The organism is Marinobacter bohaiensis (assembly GCF_003258515.1).
Classification (GTDB): domain Bacteria; phylum Pseudomonadota; class Gammaproteobacteria; order Pseudomonadales; family Oleiphilaceae; genus Marinobacter_A; species Marinobacter_A bohaiensis.
Window position 1 is genome coordinate 145,666 of sequence record NZ_QGEH01000007.1, and the last position, 22,489, is coordinate 168,154.

Here is a 22,489-nt window from a genome sequence, read left to right on the forward strand (position 1 = left end):
GCGCTTGAAACGTGTATATGTACAACATAGTGTTTGGTAGATATAACTTAACCCAGAATGCCCTCGCCGGCCCGGCCGAAGTCGGGAAAGCCCTCGTCGGTCCAGCGGATGGGTTTGACGAAGGTGTGCCGGTTCGGGTCCCACAGGGGATCGCCCTGGATGTCGGTGTAAGTGCGGGCGTGGTAGACCAGCAGATCGGTGACGCCGTCCCCGGCCACGGTGAAACAGCTGTGGCCGGGGCCGAAGATGCGGTGCTCCGGATCGCTCTGGAACACCGGCGTGGGCGATTTGGACCAGCTTTCAGGGTCCAGCGGATCGCTGTCCGCGTCGGCCCAGAGCAGGCCCATGCAGTAGTTCTCGTCGGTGGCGCTGGCGGAGTAGGTCAGGAACAGGCGGCCGTGGCGTTCGACCACCGCCGGCCCCTCGTTGACCAGGAATCCGCGCGTCTCCCAGTCGTATTCCGGCACGCTGAGCCGCACCGGCGTACCGGTCAGGCGCGTGGGTGAGGCCATGGCGGCAATGTAGAGGTTGGAGTTGCCGGGCACCGCCGGGTCCTTCTGGGCCCAGACGTAATAGGTGCGGTCCCGGTGCCGGAAGGTGGTGGCGTCCAGGCAGAAACTGTCCAGGTGCGTCTCGATCGGCACCGGTTCACGCCAGTCGCCGGTCAGCGGATCGTCCGTCTGGCAGGTGATGGCGTACATGCGGTGCTGGAACAGCCCGTCGACGATCTCCCGCGACGGTGCGGCGGCGAAGTAGATCGCCCAGGTGTCGCCGATACGGTGCAGTTCCGGCGCCCAGATCAACGCGCTGAGCGGGCCGCTGTCGGGTTGCGTCCAGACCGTTTGCGCCGGCGCACTGGCCAGGCCGGCGATGCTGTCCGCGGCGCGCAGCTCCAGCCGGTCGTACTCGGGCACCGAGGCGATGAAGTAGTAGCGGCCCTGGTGCCGGAGCACCCAGGGGTCTGCCCGCTGTTCGATCAGTGGCCGGGGATGAGCCGATGCGTGGGAGCTTGTCATGATGGCCTCCTGTGTCTGTCCGTGGGCGAATCAGGGCGATGGCCTGATGGCGTTCGTGGTCTCGGGATAGGTGCCCGTCGCCCCGGCGTCCGGGTCGGCGAGCCCGCGCTGGATGCGGGTTTCGTAGTAGTCGTCGGTGATGCGGTAGCGGAACATGAAGCCGCCCATCAGGGTGTGGAAAACGCCGGGCAGGATGGACAGCATCAGCGCGATGCCGGTGAGCGTGAAGGCGCTCTGCTCCACGTTGGGCTCGTAGTCGAAGTAGGTCAGCAGGATGCCCACCAGGAAGCCGGCCGCGCCCATCCCCGCCTTCTGGAAGAAGGAGATGCCGCCGAACGCCAGACCGGACACCCGGCGTCCGGTCTTCACCTCGCCGTAGTCCACCGATTCGGCGATGGCGGACCAGAACACCGGCGCGTGCAGATCGACCACGAACGAGATCAGGAAATACAGCACGAAGGCCAGCCACAGGTCGCCGGGTTCCACCAGCACGAACATCATCATGCTGAGCACGCCCACCGCCACCTGGCTGTAGCGGAATAGCTTCACCTTGCAGTAGCGCTTGGTGATCCAGGTGGATGCCACCATCGCCAGGATCGCCGCCCCCACCCCGACCGACAGGAAGTAGGACAGCACCGAGGCCGAGGCGTCCAGGTAATACTTGGCGTAGTAGGCCGCCACCGAGCTGCGCATGACGTAGCCCATGGTGCCGGTGAAGCAGGCGCCGCACAGCAGCAGCCACTGGTCGTTGCGGAACAGGATCGCCAGTTGCTGCCTGAGTGGCTTCTCGTCGATGCGGTGCTGGATCCGCTCGGTGGTGGTGGCGTAGCAGAACAGCAGCAGCCCCACCGCCAGTGCCCCCATCAGCCCCATGGCCACCTGGTAGCCCAGTTCCAGCCGGCCCTCGCCGAAGGACTCTGCCAGCTTGGGCACGATGATGGTCACCAGGAACGCCGCCACCTTGGCGAAGAACAGGCGGTAGCCGTTGGCCGAGAGCTTGTCCTTGGGGTCGTCGGTAAGCACGCCGATCAGCGAGATGTAGGGGATGGTCACCGCCGTGAACAGCAGGGTCACCAGCAGATAGGTGGCGTAGGCCCACACCAGCTTGGCGTTGTAGTCCCAGTCCGGCGTGGTGAACAGCAGCAGGATGGACACCCCGAACGGCACCGCGAACACCAGGAAGTAGGGCCGGTAGCGCCCACGTCGGGTGTTGATGCGATCGGTGAGCATGCCCATCAGCGGGTCGGTGACCGCGTCCACCAGCCGCGCCACCAGGAACAGCACGCCCATATGGGACGGCTTGAGACCGAAGATGTCGGTGTAGAAATAGGAAATGATCAGGAACATCGAGGAGATGACCACATTGATGGCCATGTCGCCGCTGCCAAACCCGATCTTCTCCAGGTACGTCAGTCGTTGGCTTGCCATGTTGTTGTCCTTGTCATCGGCTTTGGATGGTTTGTTGTTGTCGTATCCGGCCGGGCGACATCCGCTGTCGCCCGGTGTTTTTCAGGGTGTTGTCATGGGCCTCAGTCCACCAGCCACAGGGCGGTTTGCGGCCACACCAGCAGCAGGGCCAGCACGCACAGCTGCAGGGCGATGAACGGCAGCAGCGACACGAAGATATCCTTGAGACTCACGCCCGCCGGTGCCACGCCCTTCAGGTAGAAGGCGGCGGGGCCGAACGGCGGCGACAGGAAGGACACCTGCATGTTCACCGCGAACAGGATGCCGAACCAGATCGGGCTGTAGCCCAGCTCGGTGACGATGGGCACGAAGATCGGCAGGGTCAGCATGGCCACGCCGATCCAGTCCAGGAACATGCCCAGCACCAGCAGGATCGCCATCATCACCAGCAGCACCGCGATGGGCTGGACGTCCAGGCCGAGGATCATGTCGGAGATGAAGTCGTTGCCGCCCATCAGGTTGTAGACGCCCACCAGCGCCGCGGCACCGATGCCGATCCAGATGATCATGCCGCAGGTGGTCATGGTCTGGTCCAGACTCTTGTGGAGGGTGCCCAGCTGCAGCTCGCCGCGGTAGAAAATGGCCAGCAGCACGCCGAACACGCCCATGGCCGCCGCTTCGGTGACCGAGGCCACGCCGCCGTAGATCGAGCCCAGCACCAGCGCCGCGATCAGCGCCGGCACGATCACCGCTTTCAGCGCTTCGCCTTTGGAGGCGAAGGTTTCGGCGCGGTGTTCGTCGGTCAGCGGCGGGCCCATCTCCGGATTGCGCAGGCAGCGCACCAGCACGTAGGCGATGTAGCTGCCCATCAGGATCACCGCCGGGGTGATGGCGGCGGTGAACAGGTCGGCGATGGAGACCGAGGCGATCAGGCCGTAGATGATCAGCACGATGGACGGCGGCATCATGGTGCCCAGCGAGCCGCCGGCGCAGACCACGCCGATGGACAGGTGCTTGTCGTAACCCAGCCGCAGCATCTGCGGCAGCGCCAGGATGCCCAGCAGCACGATCTCGCCGCCGATGATTCCCGACAGCGCCGCCAGGAAGAAGGCAACCACCACCGTCTGTACCGCCACGCCCCCGGCCAGGCGCCCGGCGAACAGGCGCATGGCGTTGAACAGGTCTTTGGCGATCCCCGATCGGTCCAGCAGCGACGCCATGAACACGAACATGGGCACCGCCACCAGCGAATACTCGGTGACGAACCCGTAGACCCGGCTGGTGACCAGTGGCAGCGACATCGGCCCGAACCAGCCAAAAGCGAAACACAGCGCCACCAGCCCGGTAATGAAGGCCAGCGGCAGGCCGGTCACCAGCAGCGCGAAGATGGCGCCGACCAGCAGCGTCGTGCCTTGTGCGATATCCATCAGCGGTACTCCTCGACCAGGCGGCCTTCGGTTTCCGGTTCCAGCCGGGCGCGCAGGGACTGCACCAGGTGGCAGGCGGCCTGCACGGTCATCACCGCCAGCGCCAGCAGGATCATGCCCTTGACCAGGGTGGGAAACGGCGGGTTCCAGGAGGTGCCGGAGCGCTCCAGGGACCAGTCGCCCATCGGGTTATGGGACGACTTCCAGAACATCACGTAGCCGGCGTAGCTCATCAGCAGGCAGAAGCCCAGGGTGACCAGATCGTTGAAGCGGTCCAGCCAGAGGCGCACGCGCGGGCCCACCGTGTCGTAGAGCACGCGCACGCGGATATGACGGTTGTTGGCCATGGCCACCGGGCCGCCCAGGGAGAACAGGGTGGCCACCAGCATCACCACGGTTTCGTGCACCCAGGAGGTGGGCGAGTCCAGGCCGTAGCGCATGAACACTTCGTACACACTGATGGTCATGGCGATGAAGACGAGCCAGGCGGCGGACCGGCCGCAGCGCAGCACGAGACGGTCGAAGCCGTTGCGAGCGCCGGCGTCCGGCGGGCTGTCGGCGCTGGTTTCGGTCGCCACCGGCCGGGTCGGTTCGGTTGAGTTCGACGGATGAGAAGAAGACGACATGGTTCCTCCGGGTGGCGCGGGGCGCCACCGTCTTGGGGCCGGATAGACCGGTTAAAGCAGGTTGCGCGAACGCAGGAACGCGGTGACCGAGTCGTAGATCTTGGCGGTCATGTCGTTCTTGTCCGCCCAGACTTTCCACTCCTGTTCCGCCGCCTGGCGGAACTTCTTGCGCTCGCTGTCTGGCAGGTCGAACGGGTGCACGTCCGGATCCTGCTTGAGCTTCTGCAGGGTCTCGATGTCCTGCGCCTGCAGGCGTGCCACCAGGTCGTAGGCCATGGCGTCAAAGGCGGTCTTGAGGGTCACCTTCAGGTCTTCGGGCAGGCCGTCCCAGATCTTCTTGTTGATGGAGATGGCGTTCATCGGCATCGAGTGGAAGCCCGGATACAGCGGGTACGGCGCGAAGCTGTGCAGGCCCATGGCGTCGTTGTTGGACAGCACGGTGGAGTCGGCGGCGTCGATCACGCCCTTCTCCAGACCGGTGTAGACCTCCGAGCCGGGCAGGTTCACCGGCGTGGCGCCGATGCGCTCGAAGATGTTGTAGACCATGCCCTGCGGGGCGCGGATCTTCAGCCCTTTGAAGTCGTCCAGCGACTTGATGGGCACGGTGGAGGGAATGGATTCCAGCGGGAAGGTCATGGCGCCGATCAGGTGCACACCGTAGGGCTCGACCAGCTCGTTGTAGAGGTCTTCGCCGCCGCCGTGCTTCATGTAGGCGAGAAAGTCGTTGGGGTCGCTCCAGGCGCCCACCAGGTTGCCCAGCATGCCGAAGGCCGGGTTCTGGCCGGAGAAATAGCTGGGGTCGGTGATGTGGCCCTGCAGGATGCCGGCGCTCACCGCCTCCAGGGTTTCGGTGGGGCCCACCACCGAGTTGATCGGCATGATCTCGATGGCGACTCGGCCGTCGGTCATGGTTTCGATGCGATCGGCCCATTCCTGCTTGATCTTGAAGCTCACTTCACCGGCGGTTTCCGAGGCCTGGAATTTCCAGTCGTACTCGGCCGCCTGGGCGGAAGACAGGGTCAGGGAAAAGGACAGGGCGGTGCCCATCAGGACAAGGTTGCGTTTCAGGGATAGCCGCTTTGAAGACGGGCGCTTGGAAAACAGCATAGTGACACTCCTCGGGAGATTGTTTTTGTATCAGTGGCCCGCTGCGGGGCGTGACCACGAGTCACTGTTGGTTGTGCTGGGCGTTGTTTGTGCCGGATTGTTTTTCAGGATCGATATTAGACATAAATTTTTATTTGTTCAACATACGATTTTTTATGTATGGTTTACGCAGTGAGCGACGACCGTCGAAACAAAACAAGAAACCGGGCCGCCGTCCGGAATCCGGTAAGGAGTGAATCAACATGACCAACAGCAAGCGCCCGCTGCGATCGGCCCAGTGGTTCGGCACCGCCGACAAGAACGGCTTCATGTATCGGAGCTGGATGAAGAACCAGGGCATTCCCGAGCACGAATTCCAGGGCAAGCCCATCATCGGCATCTGCAACACCTGGTCGGAGTTGACCCCCTGCAACGCCCACTTCCGCAAGCTGGCCGAGCACGTCAAGAAAGGGGTGCTGGAGGCGGGTGGTTACCCGGTGGAGTTCCCGGTGTTCTCCAACGGCGAGTCCAACCTGCGCCCCACCGCGATGTTCACCCGCAACCTGGCGAGCATGGATGTCGAAGAGGCCATTCGCGGCAATCCCATCGACGCGGTGGTGCTGCTGGTGGGCTGCGACAAGACCACGCCGGCGCTGCTGATGGGCGCGGCCAGCTGCGACATTCCCACCATCGTGGTGTCCGGCGGGCCCATGCTGAACGGCAAGCACAAGGGCAAGGACATCGGCTCCGGCACGGTGGTGTGGCAGCTGTCGGAGGAAGTGAAGGCGGGCCGCATCAGCCTGCACGATTTCATGGCCGCCGAGGCCGGCATGTCCCGTTCGGCCGGCACCTGCAACACCATGGGCACGGCGTCCACCATGGCCTGCATCGCCGAATCCCTGGGCACCACCCTGCCCCACAACGCGGCCATCCCGGCGGTGGATTCACGCCGCTACGTGCTGGCGCACCTGTCGGGCAACCGCATCGTGGAAATGGTGAACGAGGACCTGCACCTGTCCAAAGTGCTGACCCGAGAGGCCTTCGAGAACGCCATCCGCACCAACGCCGCCATCGGCGGGTCCACCAACGCGGTGGTGCACCTCAAGGCCATCGCCGGGCGCATCGGCGTCGACCTGGCGCTGGACGACTGGACCCGCATCGGCCGCGGCACGCCCACCATCGTCGACCTGCAACCCTCCGGTCGCTTCCTGATGGAAGAGTTCTACTACGCCGGCGGCCTGCCCGCGGTGCTGCGCCGGCTGGGCGACGCCGACCGCCTGCCCCACAAGGACGCGCTGACCGTCAACGGCAAGACCCTGTGGGAGAACGTCTGTGAGGCGCCTCTGTACAACGAAGAGGTGATCCGCCCGCTCGACAACCCGCTGCGGGACGACGGCGGCATGTGCATCCTGCGCGGCAACCTGGCCCCGCGCGGCGCCGTGCTCAAGCCGTCGGCGGCGACCCCGGAGCTGATGCGCCATCGCGGCCGCGCCGTGGTGTTCAACGACTTCGACCACTACAAGGCGCGCATCAACGACCCCGAGCTGGACGTGGACGCGAGCAGTATCCTGGTGATGCGTAACTGCGGCCCGCGCGGTTATCACGGCATGGCGGAAGTGGGCAACATGGGGCTGCCGGCCAAGCTGCTGGAGCAGGGCGTGACCGACATGGTGCGCATCTCCGACGCCCGCATGAGCGGCACCGCCTACGGCACCGTGGTGCTGCACGTGGCGCCGGAAGCGGCGGCGGGCGGCCCTCTGGCGGCGGTGCGCGACGGCGACTGGATCGAACTGGACTGCGACAGCGGCCGCCTGCACCTGGACGTCAGCGACGCCGAGATCCAGGCGCGGCTGGACGAGAGCGACCCGATGGCCCAGTCCAACCGCATTGCCAGCGACGGCGGCTACCGCCAGCTCTACATCGAGCACGTACTGCAGGCGGACGAAGGCTGCGACTTCGACTTCCTGGTGGGCAACCGGGGGGCGGACGTGCCCCGGCACTCGCACTGATTGCGATCGATGGAACGGAAAACGCCGGGCAATGCCCGGCGTTTTTGTGTCCAGTGTTCTGTGTCTGATATCGAGAATCAGGCCAGACCCGGATCGTGCCCCAGCGCCGTTTCCGGCATCTCGATGCCCAGCGCGGCGGCGGTGCTCGCCAGCACGTCCTGGGCGGCGAGGAAGGCCTCGCGGGGCTGGCGCGCGCGGATAGCGTCCATTACCCGGCGGTGGCGTTCCAGGCTTTCCGCCGGATCGGCGGTGTGCACGTTGGAGCGGGCGATCAGCAGATAGATGGACGGCCGCAGGATGTGGGACAGCTGGGTCCAGACGATGTTGTGGGTGGCGCGGAAGATGGCCTCGTGAAAGGCCACGTCGAACTCACTGTGGGCGTCCCCGTCGTCACCGCTGTGGTCGACCGTGCGGCTCATGCCCTCGAAGGCCTCCTCGATGGCCACCAGGTCGCGGGCCTTGGCGGACTTGGCCGCGGTCATCGCGACGTAGGGTTCCACGTCCAGGCGGAACGACAGGATCTCCTTGAGGATCTCCGGGTTGGGCGCGGCGTAGCGGGTCATCCAGTCGGTGACCTGCGGATCGAGGATGTGCCAGGCGTCGTACTCGCGCACCTTGGAGCCGTGGCCGGAAATGCGCTCGATGATGCCCGAATCCACCAGCTGGCGCAGGTCGCTGCGCACGGCGGGGCGGTTGATGCCCAACTGTTCGCACAGGTCGATTTCCTTGGGCACGAAATCGCCCGGCCGGTAACGACCGGAGAAGATCGCTTCCGCCAGAAAGTCCGCGACACTGGCTCTTTGGGGGGATTTCGGGGCTTTGGTCTTCACCGTGGTATTCGAATTCACGACAGCGCTTCCGTTTATATTCACCATACGGTGACATATGTACTACATTTCGGCAAGCCGCATGGCGACCGACGATCCAGGCCACAGTGTACCCAAGCCGGGCGAGGCGGAGTAGGCAGCGTGCGCCCCCGCGTGCCATCGCTCGGCAGGCGGTCGCCACACGCGGACGGCTTTCCGTGACCGGTCCCTTGCCCTACACTCGCCCATGCTTTTCTCCGTTGGCCACTCAACAGGTGCTGCATGGCTGCCACGTCGTCCCCGACGCCTCTTTCTTCCCGCGAACTCTGGACCGTCCTGGGAGCCGGTGCCGTCGCCCTGCTGGTGGTCCACGGCCTGGGGCGTTTCTACTACACGCCGTTGTTGCCGTACCTGGTCAGTGACGGCGTGCTCAGCTCCAGTGAAGCCGCGTCCCTGGCCACCTGGAACTACCTGGGCTACCTGATGGGCGCGATGCTGGCGATCCGCTGGCACCGGGTGGATCACATTCGCTTTCTGCTGCCTCTGTCGCTGGTGGTCCATCTCGTCACCAGCCTGCTGCAGACGCAAATCGAGAACGTTGACCTGCAGGACGCGGTGCGCTGGCTCAACGGCGTGGCCAACGGCATCGTCTTCGTGCAGGCGCCGGCGCTGATCCTGGAGTGGCTGGTGCGCCGCAATCGGGCGTCCCTGAGCGGGCTGGTTTACCTGGGCGTGGGGATCGGGCTGCTGGTTTCCAGCGCTATGGTCTCGCTCAGCGCCGACTGGCTGTCGGGCGCGGGTCGCTGGTGGCCGGCACTGGTGCTGTCGGTGCCGCTGTGCTGGTGGGCGTGGCGGGTATTGCGTGAGCTCGACGTGCCGGTGACGGGGCCGAGCGAGTCTGAACACACGCCGGCCAAACCCGGCAAGTCGCCCCTGTTCGACCGTGCCAGCATCCCGCTGTTCCTGTCCTACGCCGGCGCCGGTCTGGGTTATATCCTGCCGATGACCTTCCTGCCACTGCTGGCGACCATGCAACTGGCACCCGGCGACTGGCTGGTGGACGGCTCCTGGCTGATCGTCGCCCTGGCCACCATCCCGTCGGCGTGGATCTGGAATCACCTGGGCGCGCGCATCGGCGACCGACTGGCGCTGCGGCTCAACTTTGTGGTGCAACTGCTTGGCGTACTGGCGGCGGTGATCTGGCCGGGGCCGGTGGGTATCGTGCTGTGCGGGGTGCTGGTGGGCGGCACCTTCCTGGGCTCGGTGCTGCTGACCCAGCGCATTGCCCGCGCCCTGCATCCGCACCAGGGGCCAAGGCTGTCGGCGGCGATGGTGGCGCTCTACGCCTTCGCGCAGATGGCGGGCCCCTGGCTGGTCAAGCAGTGGCTGGATGCCGGCGGCACGCTGGAAAGCGGTTTCTGGATCGGCGTCGGCGCTCTGGTGTGGGGGCTGGTGTTTGCCCTGCTGGTGCCGGCGCAGGCGCCGCGTCGCTGATGCGTTGCCGCTGCCGTTATCCGGCCCCGCAGGCCGCGTCTTCGCCGACGAAACAATGCTCCAGGGAATAGAAATAGGCGTTGATGACCCGTTCCGATTCCTTCTCCATATCGAACGTGTCCGGCACCAGCAGCCAGAAATAGATCAGCCCGGTGATCTGCACATGCAGCTGGATGATGGCCCGTTCCACGTCCAGTGATTCCGGTAGCTGCTCCAGCCGGATGGCATTCCGGAGCACACCGCGCATGCGTTCGGTGGCGTCCTTGATGTTGTTGCGGTGGCGGGTGACCAGCGGCTCGTTCTCCTCGGTCAGCTCGCACTTGTGGAACATGATCTCGAACACCCGGCGGCGCTGGGGATCGCGGGCAATCTCCCGGGTGAGGTGGAGCATGAAATCGCGGAAACGGCCCAGCGGGTCCGGCTGATCCGGGTCTTCCACCACGGCGCGCAGCATTTCCAGCGGCATTTCCTGGCGCTCCATCATGGCCTCGAACACGTCGTGCTTGTTCTTGAAGTGCCAGTAGATGGCCCCCCGTGTGACGCCCGCGGCCTGGGCGATGTCGTTGAGCGACGTGCGCGATACACCCTTCTCGTAGAACACATGCTCCGCGGCATCCAGCAACATTTCACGGGTTTTCTGGGCGTCTTCTTTGGTGCGTCGGGCCATCTTGGATCCTGTAAAAATCTCGCAAACACAGTATTAACTACTATACATACATTCGTGCATGTATGTATAATCGTGTTTCCACTAACACGTTCGTCGACGCGGGTTCCCTGACCGGGCCCGCGTTTTTATTGGGTCGATAGAGGTTTATCCATGCGCCATTCTACGCAATCTTTGCTTTTGTTGCTGATTGCATCTTTCATGATCAGCGCCTGTAGCCAGCAGGAAGGCTCGGCCCAGGCTCAGGGCAAGCAACAGAGCCCGCCCACCGAGGTCGGGTTTGTCACGGTCAAGGCCCAGCCGTTCACCCTGGTGAACGAGCTGCCGGGGCGCACCAGCCCCTATCAGGTGGCGGAAGTCCGCCCCCAGGTGACCGGTATCCTGGAAAAGCGTCTGTTCGAAGAGGGCGAGAAAGTCGAAGCCGGCGAGCCGCTCTACCAGATCGACGACAAGCTCTACAAAGCCGACCTGGCCAGCGCCAGGGCAGATGTGGCGTCCGCCCGGGCGACTCTGGAATCGGCCCAACTGACGGCCAACCGCTATGAGCGCCTGATCAAGACCGGCGCCGTCAGCCAGCAGGAACTGGACGACGCCCGCGCTTCCCTGCGCGAGGCCGAGGCCCAGGTGGCCGCCGGCGAGGCCGCGGTACAGACGGCACAGATCAACCTCGACTACACCACCATCGAGGCGCCGATCAGCGGTCGCATCGGCCGCTCCAGCTACACCGCCGGTGCCCTGGTGACCGCCAACCAGAGCGACGCGCTGGTCACTATCCGCCAGTTGGATCCGATTTACGTCGACCTGACCCAGTCCTACAGCGAACTGCAGAAGCTGCGCGGCGCCCTGGCGGCCGGCAAGCTGGAAACCGTGGGCGAGGACAAGGCCTCGGTATCCCTGGTGGACCAGAGCGACCACGTCTACGAGCACAACGGCACCCTGCAGTTCTCCGAGTATGCCGTCGCCGAAGCCACCGGCTCGGTCACCCTGCGGGCGATCTTCCCCAATCCGGACGGCGCCCTCCTGCCGGGCATGTTCGTGCGCGCCCGTTTGCCCCAGGCCGAGCGCGACAGCGCCATCTTGGTGCCGCAGAAAGGCGTGACCCGTCAGCCCAACGGCCAGGCCACCGCGCTGGTGGTGGGTCCGGACAACACCGTCGAGAAGCGCGTCGTTAAAACCGAGAAGGCGGTGGGTAACCGCTGGCTGATCAGCGAGGGCCTGGAAGACGGCGACCGCCTGATCGTCGAGGGCCTGCAGAAGACCGGACCGGGCGCACCGGTCAAGCCGGTCGACGTGAATGACGAGCAGCAGGCCGACGCCTCCCAGAAAGCCGATGCACAGCAGGGTTGATTGAATGGCACGTTTCTTTATTGACCGACCGATTTTCGCCTGGGTCATCGCCATCGTCCTGATGATGGCGGGGGCCCTGTCGATCTATAACCTGCCGGTGGAGCAGTACCCCACCGTGGCGCCGCCCGAGGTGACGATCTCCGCCACCTACTCCGGTGCGTCCTCCGAAGCCGTGGAAGACTCGGTCACCCAGGTGATCGAGCAGCAGATGAACGGCATCGACAACCTGCTGTACATGGCGTCCACCAGTGACTCCAGCGGCAACGCGCAGGTCACCCTGACCTTCGCCCCGGGCACCGACCCGGACATTGCCCAGGTCCAGGTGCAGAACAAGCTGCAGCTGGCCACGCCGCGCCTGCCCACCTCGGTGCAGCAGCAGGGCGTCGAGGTGACCAAATCTTCCGACAGCTTCCTGATGGTACTGGGCTTCACGTCCAGCGACGGCTCCATGGCCCAGGAAGACATCGCCGACTACGTGGGCTCCAACATCAAGGACCCCATCAGCCGGGTGCAGGGCGTGGGCCAGACCCAGCTGTTCGGCGCCGAGTACTCCATGCGTGTGTGGCTCGATCCCAACAAGCTCAACGAGTACAGCCTGACCCCGTCCGATGTGACCGCGGCCATCGAAGTGCAGAACAATCAGGTCACCGGCGGTCAGCTGGGCGGCTCGCCGTCCGTCGACCAGCAGCAGATGAACGCCACCATCGTGGTGCAGACGCTGCTGTCCTCGCCGGAGGAATTCGGCAAGATTCTGCTGAAAGTGACCTCCGACGGTTCCAAGGTGCGCCTCCACGACGTGGCCCGCATCACCCTGGGCGCCGAGGATTACTCCATTCGCGGCCGATTCAATGGCCAGGCGGCGGCCGGTCTGGGCATCAACCTGGCGTCCGGCGCCAACGCCCTGGATACCGCCAACCGGGTGCGTGACCGGATCGACGAACTGAGCGCCTACTTCCCGGAAGGGCTGGAAGTCCAGTACCCCTACGACACCACGCCGTTCGTGAAGATCTCCATCGAAGAAGTGGTCAAGACCCTGTTCGAAGGCATCGTGCTGGTGTTCCTGGTCATGTACCTGTTCCTGCAAAACTTCCGCGCCACGCTGATCCCGACGATCGCCGTGCCGGTGGTCCTGCTCGGGACCTTTGGCATCCTCTTCGCCTGCGGTTTTACGGTGAACACCCTGACCATGTTCGGGATGGTGCTTGCCATCGGGCTATTGGTGGATGACGCCATCGTCGTGGTGGAGAACGTGGAACGGGTGATGGCCGAGGAAGGCCTGGGGCCGGTCGAGGCCACGCGCAAATCGATGGGCCAGATCACCGGCGCCCTGGTGGGGATCGCGCTGGTGCTGTCGGCCGTGTTCGTGCCCATGGCCTTCTTCCCCGGCTCCACCGGCGCCATCTATCGCCAGTTCTCCATCACCATCGTCTCCGCCATGGTGCTGTCGGTGCTGGTGGCCCTGATCCTGACGCCGGCCCTGTGCGCCACCATGCTCAAGCCGCACAAGGGCGATCACCACACCAAGGGTGGTTTCTTCGGCTGGTTCAACCGCAGCTTCGAGAAAGCCACCGGCCGCTACCAGGGCCGGGTGGAGAAGATCCTGGGCCGTCGTGGCCGCTACATGCTGATCTACGTGGTCATCGTGGGTGTGCTGGGCTACAGCTTCCAGCGTCTGCCGTCGGCGTTCCTGCCGGAGGAAGACCAGGGCATCCTGCTGGCCCAGGTGCAGTTGCCGGTGGGCTCCACCCAGCAGCAGACCATCGACGTGCTGAAGAAGATGGAAGACCACTTCCTCAACGACGAGAAAGAGGCGGTGCAGTCCATCTTCACCGTGGCCGGCTTCAGCTTTGCCGGCCGTGGCCAGAACTCGGGCCTGGCGTTCGTGCGCCTGAAGGACTGGGAAGACCGGGATCTGGAGAAGAATGGGGTCAACGCCATCATCGGCCGCGCCATGGCCGAGTTCTCGCAGGTACGTGAGGCGATCATCTTCGCCCTCAACCCGCCGTCGATCCCGGAACTGGGTGTGGCCAGCGGTTTCAACCTGCAGCTGCAGGACCGCGGCGCCGCCGGACACGACGCCCTGGTCGAGGCGACCAACAAACTGCTGGGCGAGGCCAACCAGAACCCGGCCCTGACCCAGGTGCGCTATAACGGCCTGCCGGACGCGCCCCAGTACCGACTCGACGTGGATCGCCAGAAGGCCAAGGCCATGGGCGTCTCCCTGAACGACGTCAATACCACCATGCAGGTGGCCTGGGGCTCCAGCTACGTCAACGATTTCACCGACCGCGGCCGGATCAAGCGGGTCTACGTCCAGGCGGACGCCCCCTACCGGATGCTGCCGGACGACATCGAAAACTGGTACGTGCGCAACGACGACGGTGAGATGGTGCCTTTCTCCAGCTTCTCCGAGGGCGAATGGACCTACGGCCCGCAGCAGTTGCAGCGCTACAACGGCGTCTCCGCCATGAACATCCAGGGCAACGCCGCGCCCGGCTACAGCACCGGTGAGGCGATGGCCGAAATGGAGAAACTGGTGAGTGGGTTGTCCGGCGGCTTCGGTTCCGAGTGGACCGGCCTCTCCTACCAGGAGAAGCAGGCGGGCAACCAGGCTCCGGCGCTCTACGCGCTGTCCATGATCGTGGTGTTCCTGTGCCTGGCCGCGCTGTACGAGAGCTGGTCGATTCCGTTCGCCGTAATGATGGTGGTGCCGCTGGGCGTCATCGGTGCGGTGTTGGCGGCGAGCCTGCGCGGGCTGGATAACGACGTGTTCTTCCAGGTGGGGCTGCTGACCACCATCGGCCTGTCAGCCAAGAACGCGATCCTGATCTGCGAATTCGCGCTGGAACTGGAGCAGCAGGGCCGTGGCCTGTTGCGGGGCACCCTGGACGCGGTGCGCATGCGACTGCGCCCGATCCTGATGACCTCCCTGGCCTTCGGCCTGGGCGTCACCCCGCTGATGCTCAGCTCCGGCGCGGGCTCCGGCGCGCGGAATGCCATCGGTACCGGCGTGTTCGGCGGCGTGGTGGCGGCCACCGTGCTGGCCATCTTCTTCATCCCGCTGTTCTACGTGGTGGTGCGCAAGCTGTCCGGCGTGCCGCTCACCGGTAGCACCGCGAAAGACGAATCATCGGACGACCGTGGGGACACCCCGGCGCTCGAACAAACGGAGGGACGCGCATGAAGCGACTGACCCCTGCGGTGCTGGTTGCCCTGACCCTGGGCGGCTGCACCCTGATGCCTGACTACCAGCGGCCGGATTCACCGGTGCCGCAAGAAGTGGGCGACAGGAACGGGACGGCCGATGCGGTCGTCCTGCCCGGCTGGGAGTCCCTGTTCAGCGATTCCCAGTTGCGGGCGCTGGTCCATACCGCCCTGGCCAACAACCGTGACCTGCGCCTGGCCATGCTCGACGTGGCCGAGGCCCGCGCCCAGTACGGCATCGAAGGTGCCGCGCTGTTCCCGGAAATCGGCGTCAACGCGGATGGCTCCCGTTCGCGGGTGCCGGCGGACCTGAGCTCCACCGGCAGCAGCACCATCTCCAGCGAGTACGGCGTGAACCTAGGCGTGGCGTCCTACGAGCTGGACCTGTTCGGCCGGGTGCGCAGCCTCAAGGAATCCGCCCTGCAGAGCTACCTGAGCACCGAGGAAGCCCGCCGCAGCGCGCAGATCACCCTGGTCTCGGAAGTGGCCAACGCCTACCTGACCCTGCTGGCGGACAAGCAGAACCTGCGCATCAGTGAAGACACCGTCGAGTCCCAGCAGGAATCGGTGGACCTGGTGCGTAACCGCTTCGACGCCGGCCTGGGCTCCGAGCTGGACGTGCGCCAGGCGGAGATCGCCCTGGAAACCGCGCGCAGCAACCGCGCCCAGTACCGTCGCCTGGTGGCCCAGGACCGCAACGCCCTGGCCGTGCTGGTCGGTGGCCCGGTTCCGGTGATTCCGGACGACAGCCTGATCGATCCGGCCGTAGCCATGTTGTCCGACGTGCCGGCTGGCCTGTCTTCCAACATCCTGCTGCAGCGCCCGGACATCCGTCAGGCGGAATACAGCCTGAAAGCGGCCAGCGCCAACATCGGCGCGGCGCGGGCGGCGTTCTACCCGAGCATCACCCTGACCGGCTCCGCCGGTACCGCCAGCAGCGAGCTGTCCGGCCTGTTCGACGGGGGCTCCGGCGCCTGGAGCTTTGCGCCCAGCATCAACCTGCCGATCTTCACCGGCGGCGAGAACCAGGCCAACCTGGACCTGGCCGAAGTGCGCCGCGACCAGCAGGTCGCCAGCTATGAGCAGACCATCCAGACCGCCTTCCAGGAAGTGTCCGACGCCCTCTCGGCGCGCAACTTCCTGAAAGACCAGGAACAGGCCCAGGCCGCCCTGGTCACCGCCACCGAGCGTTCGCTGGAGCTGGCGGAGAGCCGCTACGAAGCCGGCGCCGACGACTACCTGGCGGTGCTCGACGCCCGTCGGGAACTGCTCAGCGCACGCCAGACCCTGGTCGACGTCAAACTGCAGAAGCTGACCAACCGCATCACCCTGTACCGGGCGCTGGGCGGGGGTGAGTCCGCGGACCAGACCACCGTGATCGGCAAGACGGCGGCCAGTGACGAGGATGCGCCGGGCGCGTAGGTCTGTTGCAACACAGGCCGCGTAAGCTGTTGCTCAGCACGACAATGGATGTCCGGACAGGCGTGTTTTCCGGACGGAAGCAATAAAGGAGCGACGATGACAATCGGCAAGCCGTTAATCGCCATGGTGCTGGGGCTGTCCAGCGCCGGCGCACTGGCCCAGGACGAGGCGCCGGAAACCCCGGATGCCAACGAGTGGCGATTCAACCTCGGCGTGGGCGTCGGGGTGGCCCCGGAGTACCGGGGCGCCGACACCTACGAGGCGATTCCGATCCCCGTGGTGGAAGCCCGCCTGGGACGCCTGTTCATCAACCCCATCACCGGCATTGGCTGGCAGGTGGTGAAGACCGAGCAACTGAGCATCTCGCCGGTGATTTCCTACGAGCGCGGCCGCGACGACGTCGGCGACATCTCCGACCTCGACGAAGTGGACGACAGTGCCATGGCCGGCGTCCTGCTGAGCTGGACCCCGGGCCCCTGGCAGTTCAACACCGAGCTGGCAGCCCCGGTGGGCGGCGATCTGGACGGCGTGCGGCTGCGCTCCTACCTGAGGTTTCGTGGCCGCCTGTCGCCCCAATGGAGCTACGGTGTCGGCCCGGGCGCCACCTGGGCCAGCGAAGACTGGAACGACGCCCTGTTCAGCGTCTCCGACGCCGGCGCGGCCCGTTCCGGCCTGGCCGCCTACGATCCGGACGGCGCCTTCCTGCGTGCCAGTCTCAACGGTCGCCTGACCTATCACGCTGCCCGCAATTGGGACGTCACGTCCATTGCCCGCTACAGCCGCCTGTTCGGCGACGCGGCGGACAGCCCCATCGTCGAGGATGTGGGCGACGCCAATCAATGGTTCGGCAGCGTGATCGTCACCTACCGGTTCTGAGGGGCCACCTGACGAACCCGTTTTCTGCCCGCCGTCCAACCCCTGAACCCAACCCTCCTGGACGGCGGGCTTTTTCCACTGGACCCGCGCCATCCGACAGATCCGGCGCGACTCAACCACAGGGGGACTGCCGTGACAGGCCCAAAGCTGATGAAGATGGCACGATCGGCACCGTATCCGGGATGGATGTACGCCGTTGTGGCGTGCCTGGCCGGCGTCGCGCCCGATGCCATGGCCGGCACTTTCAACATTTCCTGGGACAACGACCTGCTGACGGCGAGCGACAAGGGCTACACCAACGGCGGCCGGCTGTCCTATCTGACCGACGCCGCCGAGGTGGATGACGATTGTTCGGTCTGTCTCGCCGCCCACGCGCGGGATGGCCTGGACTGGCTGCCCGGTATCGGCGCGGCGGGCGACCAGCACGCGCTGGCCTTCAGCCTGCGCCAGTTGATGTTTACGCCCGAGAACATCGAGTCCAGCGAACCCCAGTATGACGACATTCCCTACGCCGGCTACCTGGACGGCTCGCTGACCCTGTGGAGCTGGAACGACGACTGGATCACCGGCTACGGCCTGATCGTCGGCGTGGTGGGGCCGGATTCCGGCGCCCGCCGCACCCAGGAATGGGTGCACAAGCTCACCGGCAGCACCGAGCCCCAGGGCTGGGACAACCAGATCGGCCAGGATGCCGTCGGCGGCCTGGAGGCCTATCACGCCCGCCGTTTCTTCCGCACGCCGGCGGGAGAGGGGCTGCAGAACGAAGTGAGCTGGGGCGCGGGCGTCACCGCCTCGAACTTCATCACCAACGCCCAGACCGGCCTGGTCTGGCGCCTGGGCGAGAACCTGCCCCGGGACTTCGTGCCCCTGACGTCCGGCGCCTCGTCCACCCTGGCGTTGCCCGGCTCCACCGATGCGCCGGGTATGGGCTGGTCCGTGTTCGCCGGTGTCGGTGGCCAGTGGGTGCCTTACTCCTATATGGATCACCATGCCGATCCCTACACCTACGACCAGAACCCGTTCATCTGGCAGGCGGGCGTCGGCGCCGGCTGGCACTGGAACGGCTTCCAGGCCACGTTGATCCTCAGGGGTACCAGCAGCCCCGACAAGACCAACAAGGACGAACTCACCTTCGGCACCCTGGCGGCCACCTGGTCCTGGTAAGGAGGTGCTTACTATCAGTGTGAGCATCGTTTTTAAGGTTTAAGACGATCCGGCACCGCCCTTCGAGTGCCGACGTTGTTGCCCACCGTCCACCCGGAGAACCCAACCCTCCCGGACGGTGGGCTTTTTTCTGCTTTCTCCCCTCCGACACCTTCAGAAAGACGCGCTCAATGTAGCCGAAGCTTCAGCTTCGGAGCAGCCCGCCGGGCTGCCGGGCGATTCCCGGGGCACCGCGGGTGATGAGCCTTGTCGACGGAAGACCGCAACAGACACCATACCTTGAGTTTTCCCCCAGTCCCGGCATGATCTCCCCATGCTACCCATCGACGCCCTGATCCCCGACCTCCAGACCACCCTGGCCCAGACAACCACCGTGCTGCTGCAGGCGCCGCCCGGCGCCGGCAAGACCACTCGCGTGCCCCTGGCCCTGCTCGACGCCGACTGGCGCGGCGACGGCCGCATCCTCATGCTGGAGCCGCGCCGCATCGCCGCCCGGGCCGCCGCCCGCTTCATGGCGCAGCAACTGGGGGAGAAGCCCGGCGAGACCGTCGGCTACCGCACCCGGCTGGACACCAGAGTCTCCGCCCGCACCCGTATTGAAGTGGTCACCGAAGGCATCCTCACCCGCCTGATCCAGCAGGACCCGGCGCTGGAGGACTACGCCGCCGTGCTGTTCGACGAATTCCACGAGCGCTCCCTGCAGGCGGACCTGGGCCTGGCCCTGGTGCGGGAGTCCCAGCAGGCGCTGCGCGACGACCTGCGGGTGCTGGTGATGTCCGCCACCCTCGACACCGCGCCCCTGGCGGCGCTGCTGGACGACGCCCCGGTGCTCACCAGCGAGGGGCGGGCGTATCCGGTGGAGGTGCACTACCGGCCCTTGCCCAGCCGGGGCGGCCAGCCGGCGCGCCTGCCCGACCAGGTGGCGGCGGTGATCCGCGAAGCGCTGGACACCCAAACGGGCTCAATCCTCACTTTTCTCCCCGGCGCGGGGGAAATCCGGCTGGTGGAGCGCCTGATCCGTCCGCATTTGCCACCGGGCACCCACCTGACCCCACTTTACGGCAACCTCAAGGGCGAGGAGCAGGACCGCGCCATCCAGCCCGCCCCGGCCGGCGAGCGCAAGATCGTACTGGCCACTGCCATCGCCGAGACCAGTCTGACCATCGAAGGCGTGCGCGTGGTGATCGACGCCGGCCAGGCGCGCCGGGCCCGTTTCGATCCCAACAGCGGCATGACCCGCCTGATCACCGGCCGCGTGTCCCAGGCCGCCGCCGAGCAGCGCAAGGGCCGCGCCGGGCGGGTGGAGCCGGGCGTGTGCTATCGCCTGTGGGGCGAGTCCGAACAGCAGGGTCTGCCCGCCTTCACCCCGCCGGAGATCCTCGAAGCCGACCTGGCGCCCCTGGCGCTGGAACTGGCCCAGTGGGGCGCGCGCGACCCGGCCGATCTGGAATGGCTGGATGCGCCGCCGCCGGCCCACTGGGCCCAGGCCGTCGAGTTGCTGCAATGGCTCGACCTGCTTGATCGCGACGGCGCCATCACCGACCACGGCCGCCGCGCCCGGGCGCTGGGCATCCACCCCCGGCTGGCGCATATGGTCCTCAAAGGCCGCGAACGGGGTTATCCACAGACCGCCGCCCGCCTCGCCGCGCTGCTGGGTGACCGCGACCTGCTCGGCCCTCAGGCTGGCGCCGACCTGTTGCACCGGGTGCAGGTGCTGACCGGCGGTTACCGCGCCCCCAACCTGGACCGCCACCGCCTCGATGCCCTCAGGCGCGCCGTGGACCGCCTGCTGCCGCAGAAAGACGCGCGCGACCGGGATGACGCCCAGCCGGTCGGGCGTCTGCTGGCACTCGCCTACCCGGACCGCATCGCCCACCGGCGACCCGGCGACGCCAACCGCTACCAGCTCAGCAACGGCCGCGGCGCCCGCCTGCGTGACGAAGACGCCCTGGGCCGGGAAGACTGGCTGGTGGCCGCCGACCTGGACGGCCAGGCCCGCGAGTCCCGCATCTTCCTGGCCGCCGCCACCGACCGCGCCACCCTGGAAAGCGACCTGGCCGAGCACATCGACACCGTCGACGACGCCCGCTGGGACGATGCCCGGGGCACCGTCATCGCCCGCCGCGTACGCCGCCTGGGCCGGCTGATCCTCGACGAGAAAGCCCTGCCCGACCCCGGCGCCGAACAGATCCAGCTCGGCCTGCTTACCGCCGTGCGCGAAAAGGGCCTCGACAGCCTGCCCTGGACCGACGCCGCGAGGCAGTGGCGCGCCCGCGTCCAGCACATGCGGGCGCTGGAACCGGACGCCTGGCCGGACACCTCGGAAGCGGCCCTGCTGGACAGCCTCGACCAGTGGCTGGCGCCCTTCCTGGCCGGCGTCCGCAACTGGAAAGGCCTGCAACAGGTCGCCCTGATCGACGCCCTGCAAAGCCGACTCGACTACGCCCAGCAGCAGACCCTCAAACGCGAGCTGCCCACGGCGCTCGAGATCCCCACCGGCCAGTCCATCCGCCTCGACTACAGCGCCGACAATGGCCCCGTCCTGGCCGCCAAACTCCAGGCCCTGTTCGGCTGGACCGAAACGCCAAGGCTCGCCAACGGCCGCCTGCCGGTGGTCATCCACCTCCTGTCCCCCGCCCAACGACCCCTGGCCGTCACCGCCGACCTGGCCAACTTCTGGCGGGAGGTGTATCCCCAGGTGAGAAAGGAACAGCGCGGGCGCTACCCCAAGCACCCCTGGCCGGAAGATCCGCTGACGGCCGAGGCAAAGATGGGGACCAAGAAGTCGGGGCGATAGGTGGATCGTGACACCCTGTCGTAATAGGCTACGGTGTTATTGAAATGACAAAAGGCGGCGGTCACGCGAATGCGCGGCGAGGCAGACGAATTTGACCTATCTTTTTGTTTTTAAATGAAAAGAAGTGTCATGGAGTGTGGGTAAAACGTGTTGTTATCGAGAACGCGCGTATATTCAATATCGCGGAACGCGGTCTAATTACTGTTCTGTGTTGAGGGAATCCAATGTCCGCACCTGATTTTAACCAAAAGACAGTTGATTTGATCGCATACCGGTCTGCGTACATCTGCGCAAATCCAGACTGCAATAGGTTGACTGTTGCTCCGTCCCTTAGTGATGCTGAGTCCAAGGTAAAAATCGGCGAAGCTGCTCACATACACGATGCGCGAGAAAGGACCATTCGCTTCAAGCAGAATATGTCACTTGCGGATCGGGCCAAACCAGAAAATGGAATCTGGCTCTGTGCTAGCTGCCATACAGAAATCGACAAGAACCAAGGCAAAGATTACCTGGCAGAAGATCTAAAACGGTGGAAGAGAGATCATGAGAATCTGATCTCAGGATTATTGCGAAAGCACAGAAGCCCCTTGCCGCTGATTAGAAGATTTACGAACGATCAAAAGCTAGCTCAAGAAATCGTAGATGTTATTTCTAACAAGGGTGCTTTTCACCAAGCGCACCATCTTGAAAACGCTAGCCACGTGATCTTATCCGTAAAAGAGGTTCGATCGGAGCTGCTCAGAATTGGGAAGGAAATTGATTTTGAGCAAAAGCTAAGAGAAATCAATGAAGAGCTAAAAAAGGCGTTAAAGGAATACATGAATGAAACGTCGAAGTATCCTAGTTACTCCGATTCTCATATGGATATCCTTAGAAAGAAGTTAGGAATATCCCTCTGTGTATTGCGCGATGAATTTGGATGTAAAGTTCATGGGCCAATCACTCAGATAATTCCATGACACAGAACAAGTGGGTCAAGCCGACCGGTACTACGCTCCGTTCCGGCGGCTTACCCAAGGCGTTGATATGACTCCCCACGTCAAGAGGCAAACACCGATCCAGGCCTGTATTCCAAGGCTAGGTGTTGCCGTTAAAGGGCGGGTCAGGACAGACGCTGAGGCCAGTAATCGTCGACGGTTTTCAT

16 protein-coding genes are annotated in these 22,489 nt (G+C 65.1%); 9 read left to right on the plus strand and 7 right to left on the minus strand.

Translation table 11 applies throughout. The features are described from left to right. Positions 1-47 precede the first annotated feature (47 nt). The 5 genes from DKK67_RS20855 to DKK67_RS20875 form a co-directional block, all read right to left on the minus strand. On the minus strand, positions 48-1,016 hold the full coding sequence (locus DKK67_RS20855; RefSeq protein ID WP_111498456.1) for a glycoside hydrolase family 43 protein: 969 nt from the start codon (positions 1,014-1,016) through the stop codon (positions 48-50). 30 nt (positions 1,017-1,046) lie between these two features. Then, positions 1,047-2,444 carry an MFS transporter gene (locus tag DKK67_RS20860; protein WP_111498457.1) on the minus strand — a complete coding sequence of 466 codons (1,398 nt, stop codon included), beginning with the start codon at positions 2,442-2,444 and terminating at the stop codon, positions 1,047-1,049. Positions 2,445-2,545: 101 nt separating this feature from the next. Further along, a complete protein-coding gene (locus DKK67_RS20865) occupies positions 2,546-3,850 on the minus strand; it encodes a TRAP transporter large permease (RefSeq protein WP_111498458.1) in 1,305 nt (434 codons plus the stop codon). Continuing rightward, positions 3,850-4,476 carry a TRAP transporter small permease subunit gene (locus tag DKK67_RS20870; protein WP_111498459.1) on the minus strand — a complete coding sequence of 209 codons (627 nt, stop codon included), beginning with the start codon at positions 4,474-4,476 and terminating at the stop codon, positions 3,850-3,852. Before DKK67_RS20870 ends, DKK67_RS20865 begins: the two co-directional genes overlap by 1 nt. Positions 4,477-4,527: 51 nt before the next feature. Next, positions 4,528-5,583 carry a TRAP transporter substrate-binding protein gene (locus DKK67_RS20875; RefSeq protein ID WP_111498460.1) on the minus strand — a complete coding sequence of 352 codons (1,056 nt, stop codon included), beginning with the start codon at positions 5,581-5,583 and terminating at the stop codon, positions 4,528-4,530. A 242-nt stretch (positions 5,584-5,825) separates the two neighbouring features. Here DKK67_RS20875 and DKK67_RS20880 point away from each other — a divergent pair, with 242 nt between their 5' ends. Continuing rightward, positions 5,826-7,571 carry an IlvD/Edd family dehydratase gene (locus DKK67_RS20880; protein WP_111498461.1) on the plus strand — a complete coding sequence of 582 codons (1,746 nt, stop codon included), beginning with the start codon at positions 5,826-5,828 and terminating at the stop codon, positions 7,569-7,571. Between the two features lie 77 nt (positions 7,572-7,648). On the opposite strand, the gene DKK67_RS20885 is transcribed toward DKK67_RS20880, so the two are convergent. Then, positions 7,649-8,419 carry a FadR/GntR family transcriptional regulator gene (locus tag DKK67_RS20885; protein ID WP_228160726.1) on the minus strand — a complete coding sequence of 257 codons (771 nt, stop codon included), beginning with the start codon at positions 8,417-8,419 and terminating at the stop codon, positions 7,649-7,651. A gap of 240 nt (positions 8,420-8,659) precedes the next feature. On the opposite strand from DKK67_RS20885, the gene DKK67_RS20890 reads away from it, so the two are divergent. After that, positions 8,660-9,871, plus strand: a complete 1,212-nt coding sequence (locus DKK67_RS20890) for a YbfB/YjiJ family MFS transporter (protein ID WP_111498463.1) — start codon at positions 8,660-8,662, stop codon at positions 9,869-9,871. A 16-nt stretch (positions 9,872-9,887) separates the two neighbouring features. On the opposite strand, the gene DKK67_RS20895 is transcribed toward DKK67_RS20890, so the two are convergent. Then, a complete protein-coding gene (locus tag DKK67_RS20895; RefSeq protein WP_111498464.1) occupies positions 9,888-10,538 on the minus strand; it encodes a TetR family transcriptional regulator in 651 nt (216 codons plus the stop codon). A gap of 198 nt (positions 10,539-10,736) precedes the next feature. Between DKK67_RS20895 and DKK67_RS20900 the strand changes: the two genes are divergently transcribed. From DKK67_RS20900 to DKK67_RS20930, 7 genes are all read left to right on the plus strand, one after another. Next, positions 10,737-11,882, plus strand: a complete 1,146-nt coding sequence (locus DKK67_RS20900; protein WP_322873924.1) for an efflux RND transporter periplasmic adaptor subunit — start codon at positions 10,737-10,739, stop codon at positions 11,880-11,882. 4 nt (positions 11,883-11,886) lie between these two features. Continuing rightward, the gene (locus DKK67_RS20905) at positions 11,887-15,066 is read left to right on the plus strand and encodes an efflux RND transporter permease subunit (protein WP_111498466.1); all 3,180 of its coding nucleotides are present in this window, start codon (positions 11,887-11,889) and stop codon (positions 15,064-15,066) included. After that, positions 15,063-16,508, plus strand: coding sequence for an efflux transporter outer membrane subunit (locus tag DKK67_RS20910; RefSeq protein WP_111498467.1), 1,446 nt, complete (start codon positions 15,063-15,065; stop codon positions 16,506-16,508). The genes DKK67_RS20905 and DKK67_RS20910 overlap by 4 nt, the downstream gene beginning before the upstream one ends. Positions 16,509-16,604: 96 nt before the next feature. Then, complete coding sequence (locus DKK67_RS20915) at positions 16,605-17,384, plus strand: MipA/OmpV family protein (RefSeq protein WP_111498468.1); 780 nt, start codon at positions 16,605-16,607, stop codon at positions 17,382-17,384. Positions 17,385-17,516: 132 nt separating this feature from the next. Then, positions 17,517-18,548, plus strand: a complete 1,032-nt coding sequence (locus DKK67_RS20920) for a lipid A deacylase LpxR family protein (protein ID WP_204355890.1) — start codon at positions 17,517-17,519, stop codon at positions 18,546-18,548. Between the two features lie 313 nt (positions 18,549-18,861). Then, positions 18,862-21,345, plus strand: coding sequence for an ATP-dependent helicase HrpB (gene hrpB / locus DKK67_RS20925; RefSeq protein ID WP_111498470.1), 2,484 nt, complete (start codon positions 18,862-18,864; stop codon positions 21,343-21,345). A 224-nt stretch (positions 21,346-21,569) separates the two neighbouring features. Continuing rightward, the gene (locus DKK67_RS20930) at positions 21,570-22,304 is read left to right on the plus strand and encodes a hypothetical protein (RefSeq protein ID WP_204355891.1); all 735 of its coding nucleotides are present in this window, start codon (positions 21,570-21,572) and stop codon (positions 22,302-22,304) included. Positions 22,305-22,489: the final 185 nt, after the last annotated feature.

What these genes read in the sequence shown, in the direction of transcription:
- hrpB (WP_111498470.1), top strand. Translation starts at nt 18,862, where the DNA reads ATGCTACCCATCGACGCCCTGATCCCCGACCTCCAGACCACCCTGGCC.
- DKK67_RS20860 (WP_111498457.1), bottom strand. Translation starts at nt 2,444, where the DNA reads ATGGCAAGCCAACGACTGACGTACCTGGAGAAGATCGGGTTTGGCAGC.
- DKK67_RS20880 (WP_111498461.1), top strand. Translation starts at nt 5,826, where the DNA reads ATGACCAACAGCAAGCGCCCGCTGCGATCGGCCCAGTGGTTCGGCACC.
- DKK67_RS20870 (WP_111498459.1), bottom strand. Translation starts at nt 4,476, where the DNA reads ATGTCGTCTTCTTCTCATCCGTCGAACTCAACCGAACCGACCCGGCCG.
- DKK67_RS20905 (WP_111498466.1), top strand. Translation starts at nt 11,887, where the DNA reads ATGGCACGTTTCTTTATTGACCGACCGATTTTCGCCTGGGTCATCGCC.
- DKK67_RS20910 (WP_111498467.1), top strand. Translation starts at nt 15,063, where the DNA reads ATGAAGCGACTGACCCCTGCGGTGCTGGTTGCCCTGACCCTGGGCGGC.
- DKK67_RS20930 (WP_204355891.1), top strand. Translation starts at nt 21,570, where the DNA reads ATGTCCGCACCTGATTTTAACCAAAAGACAGTTGATTTGATCGCATAC.
- DKK67_RS20855 (WP_111498456.1), bottom strand. Translation starts at nt 1,016, where the DNA reads ATGACAAGCTCCCACGCATCGGCTCATCCCCGGCCACTGATCGAACAG.
- DKK67_RS20865 (WP_111498458.1), bottom strand. Translation starts at nt 3,850, where the DNA reads ATGGATATCGCACAAGGCACGACGCTGCTGGTCGGCGCCATCTTCGCG.
- DKK67_RS20915 (WP_111498468.1), top strand. Translation starts at nt 16,605, where the DNA reads ATGACAATCGGCAAGCCGTTAATCGCCATGGTGCTGGGGCTGTCCAGC.
- DKK67_RS20890 (WP_111498463.1), top strand. Translation starts at nt 8,660, where the DNA reads ATGGCTGCCACGTCGTCCCCGACGCCTCTTTCTTCCCGCGAACTCTGG.
- DKK67_RS20895 (WP_111498464.1), bottom strand. Translation starts at nt 10,538, where the DNA reads ATGGCCCGACGCACCAAAGAAGACGCCCAGAAAACCCGTGAAATGTTG.
- DKK67_RS20875 (WP_111498460.1), bottom strand. Translation starts at nt 5,583, where the DNA reads ATGCTGTTTTCCAAGCGCCCGTCTTCAAAGCGGCTATCCCTGAAACGC.
- DKK67_RS20900 (WP_322873924.1), top strand. Translation starts at nt 10,737, where the DNA reads ATGATCAGCGCCTGTAGCCAGCAGGAAGGCTCGGCCCAGGCTCAGGGC.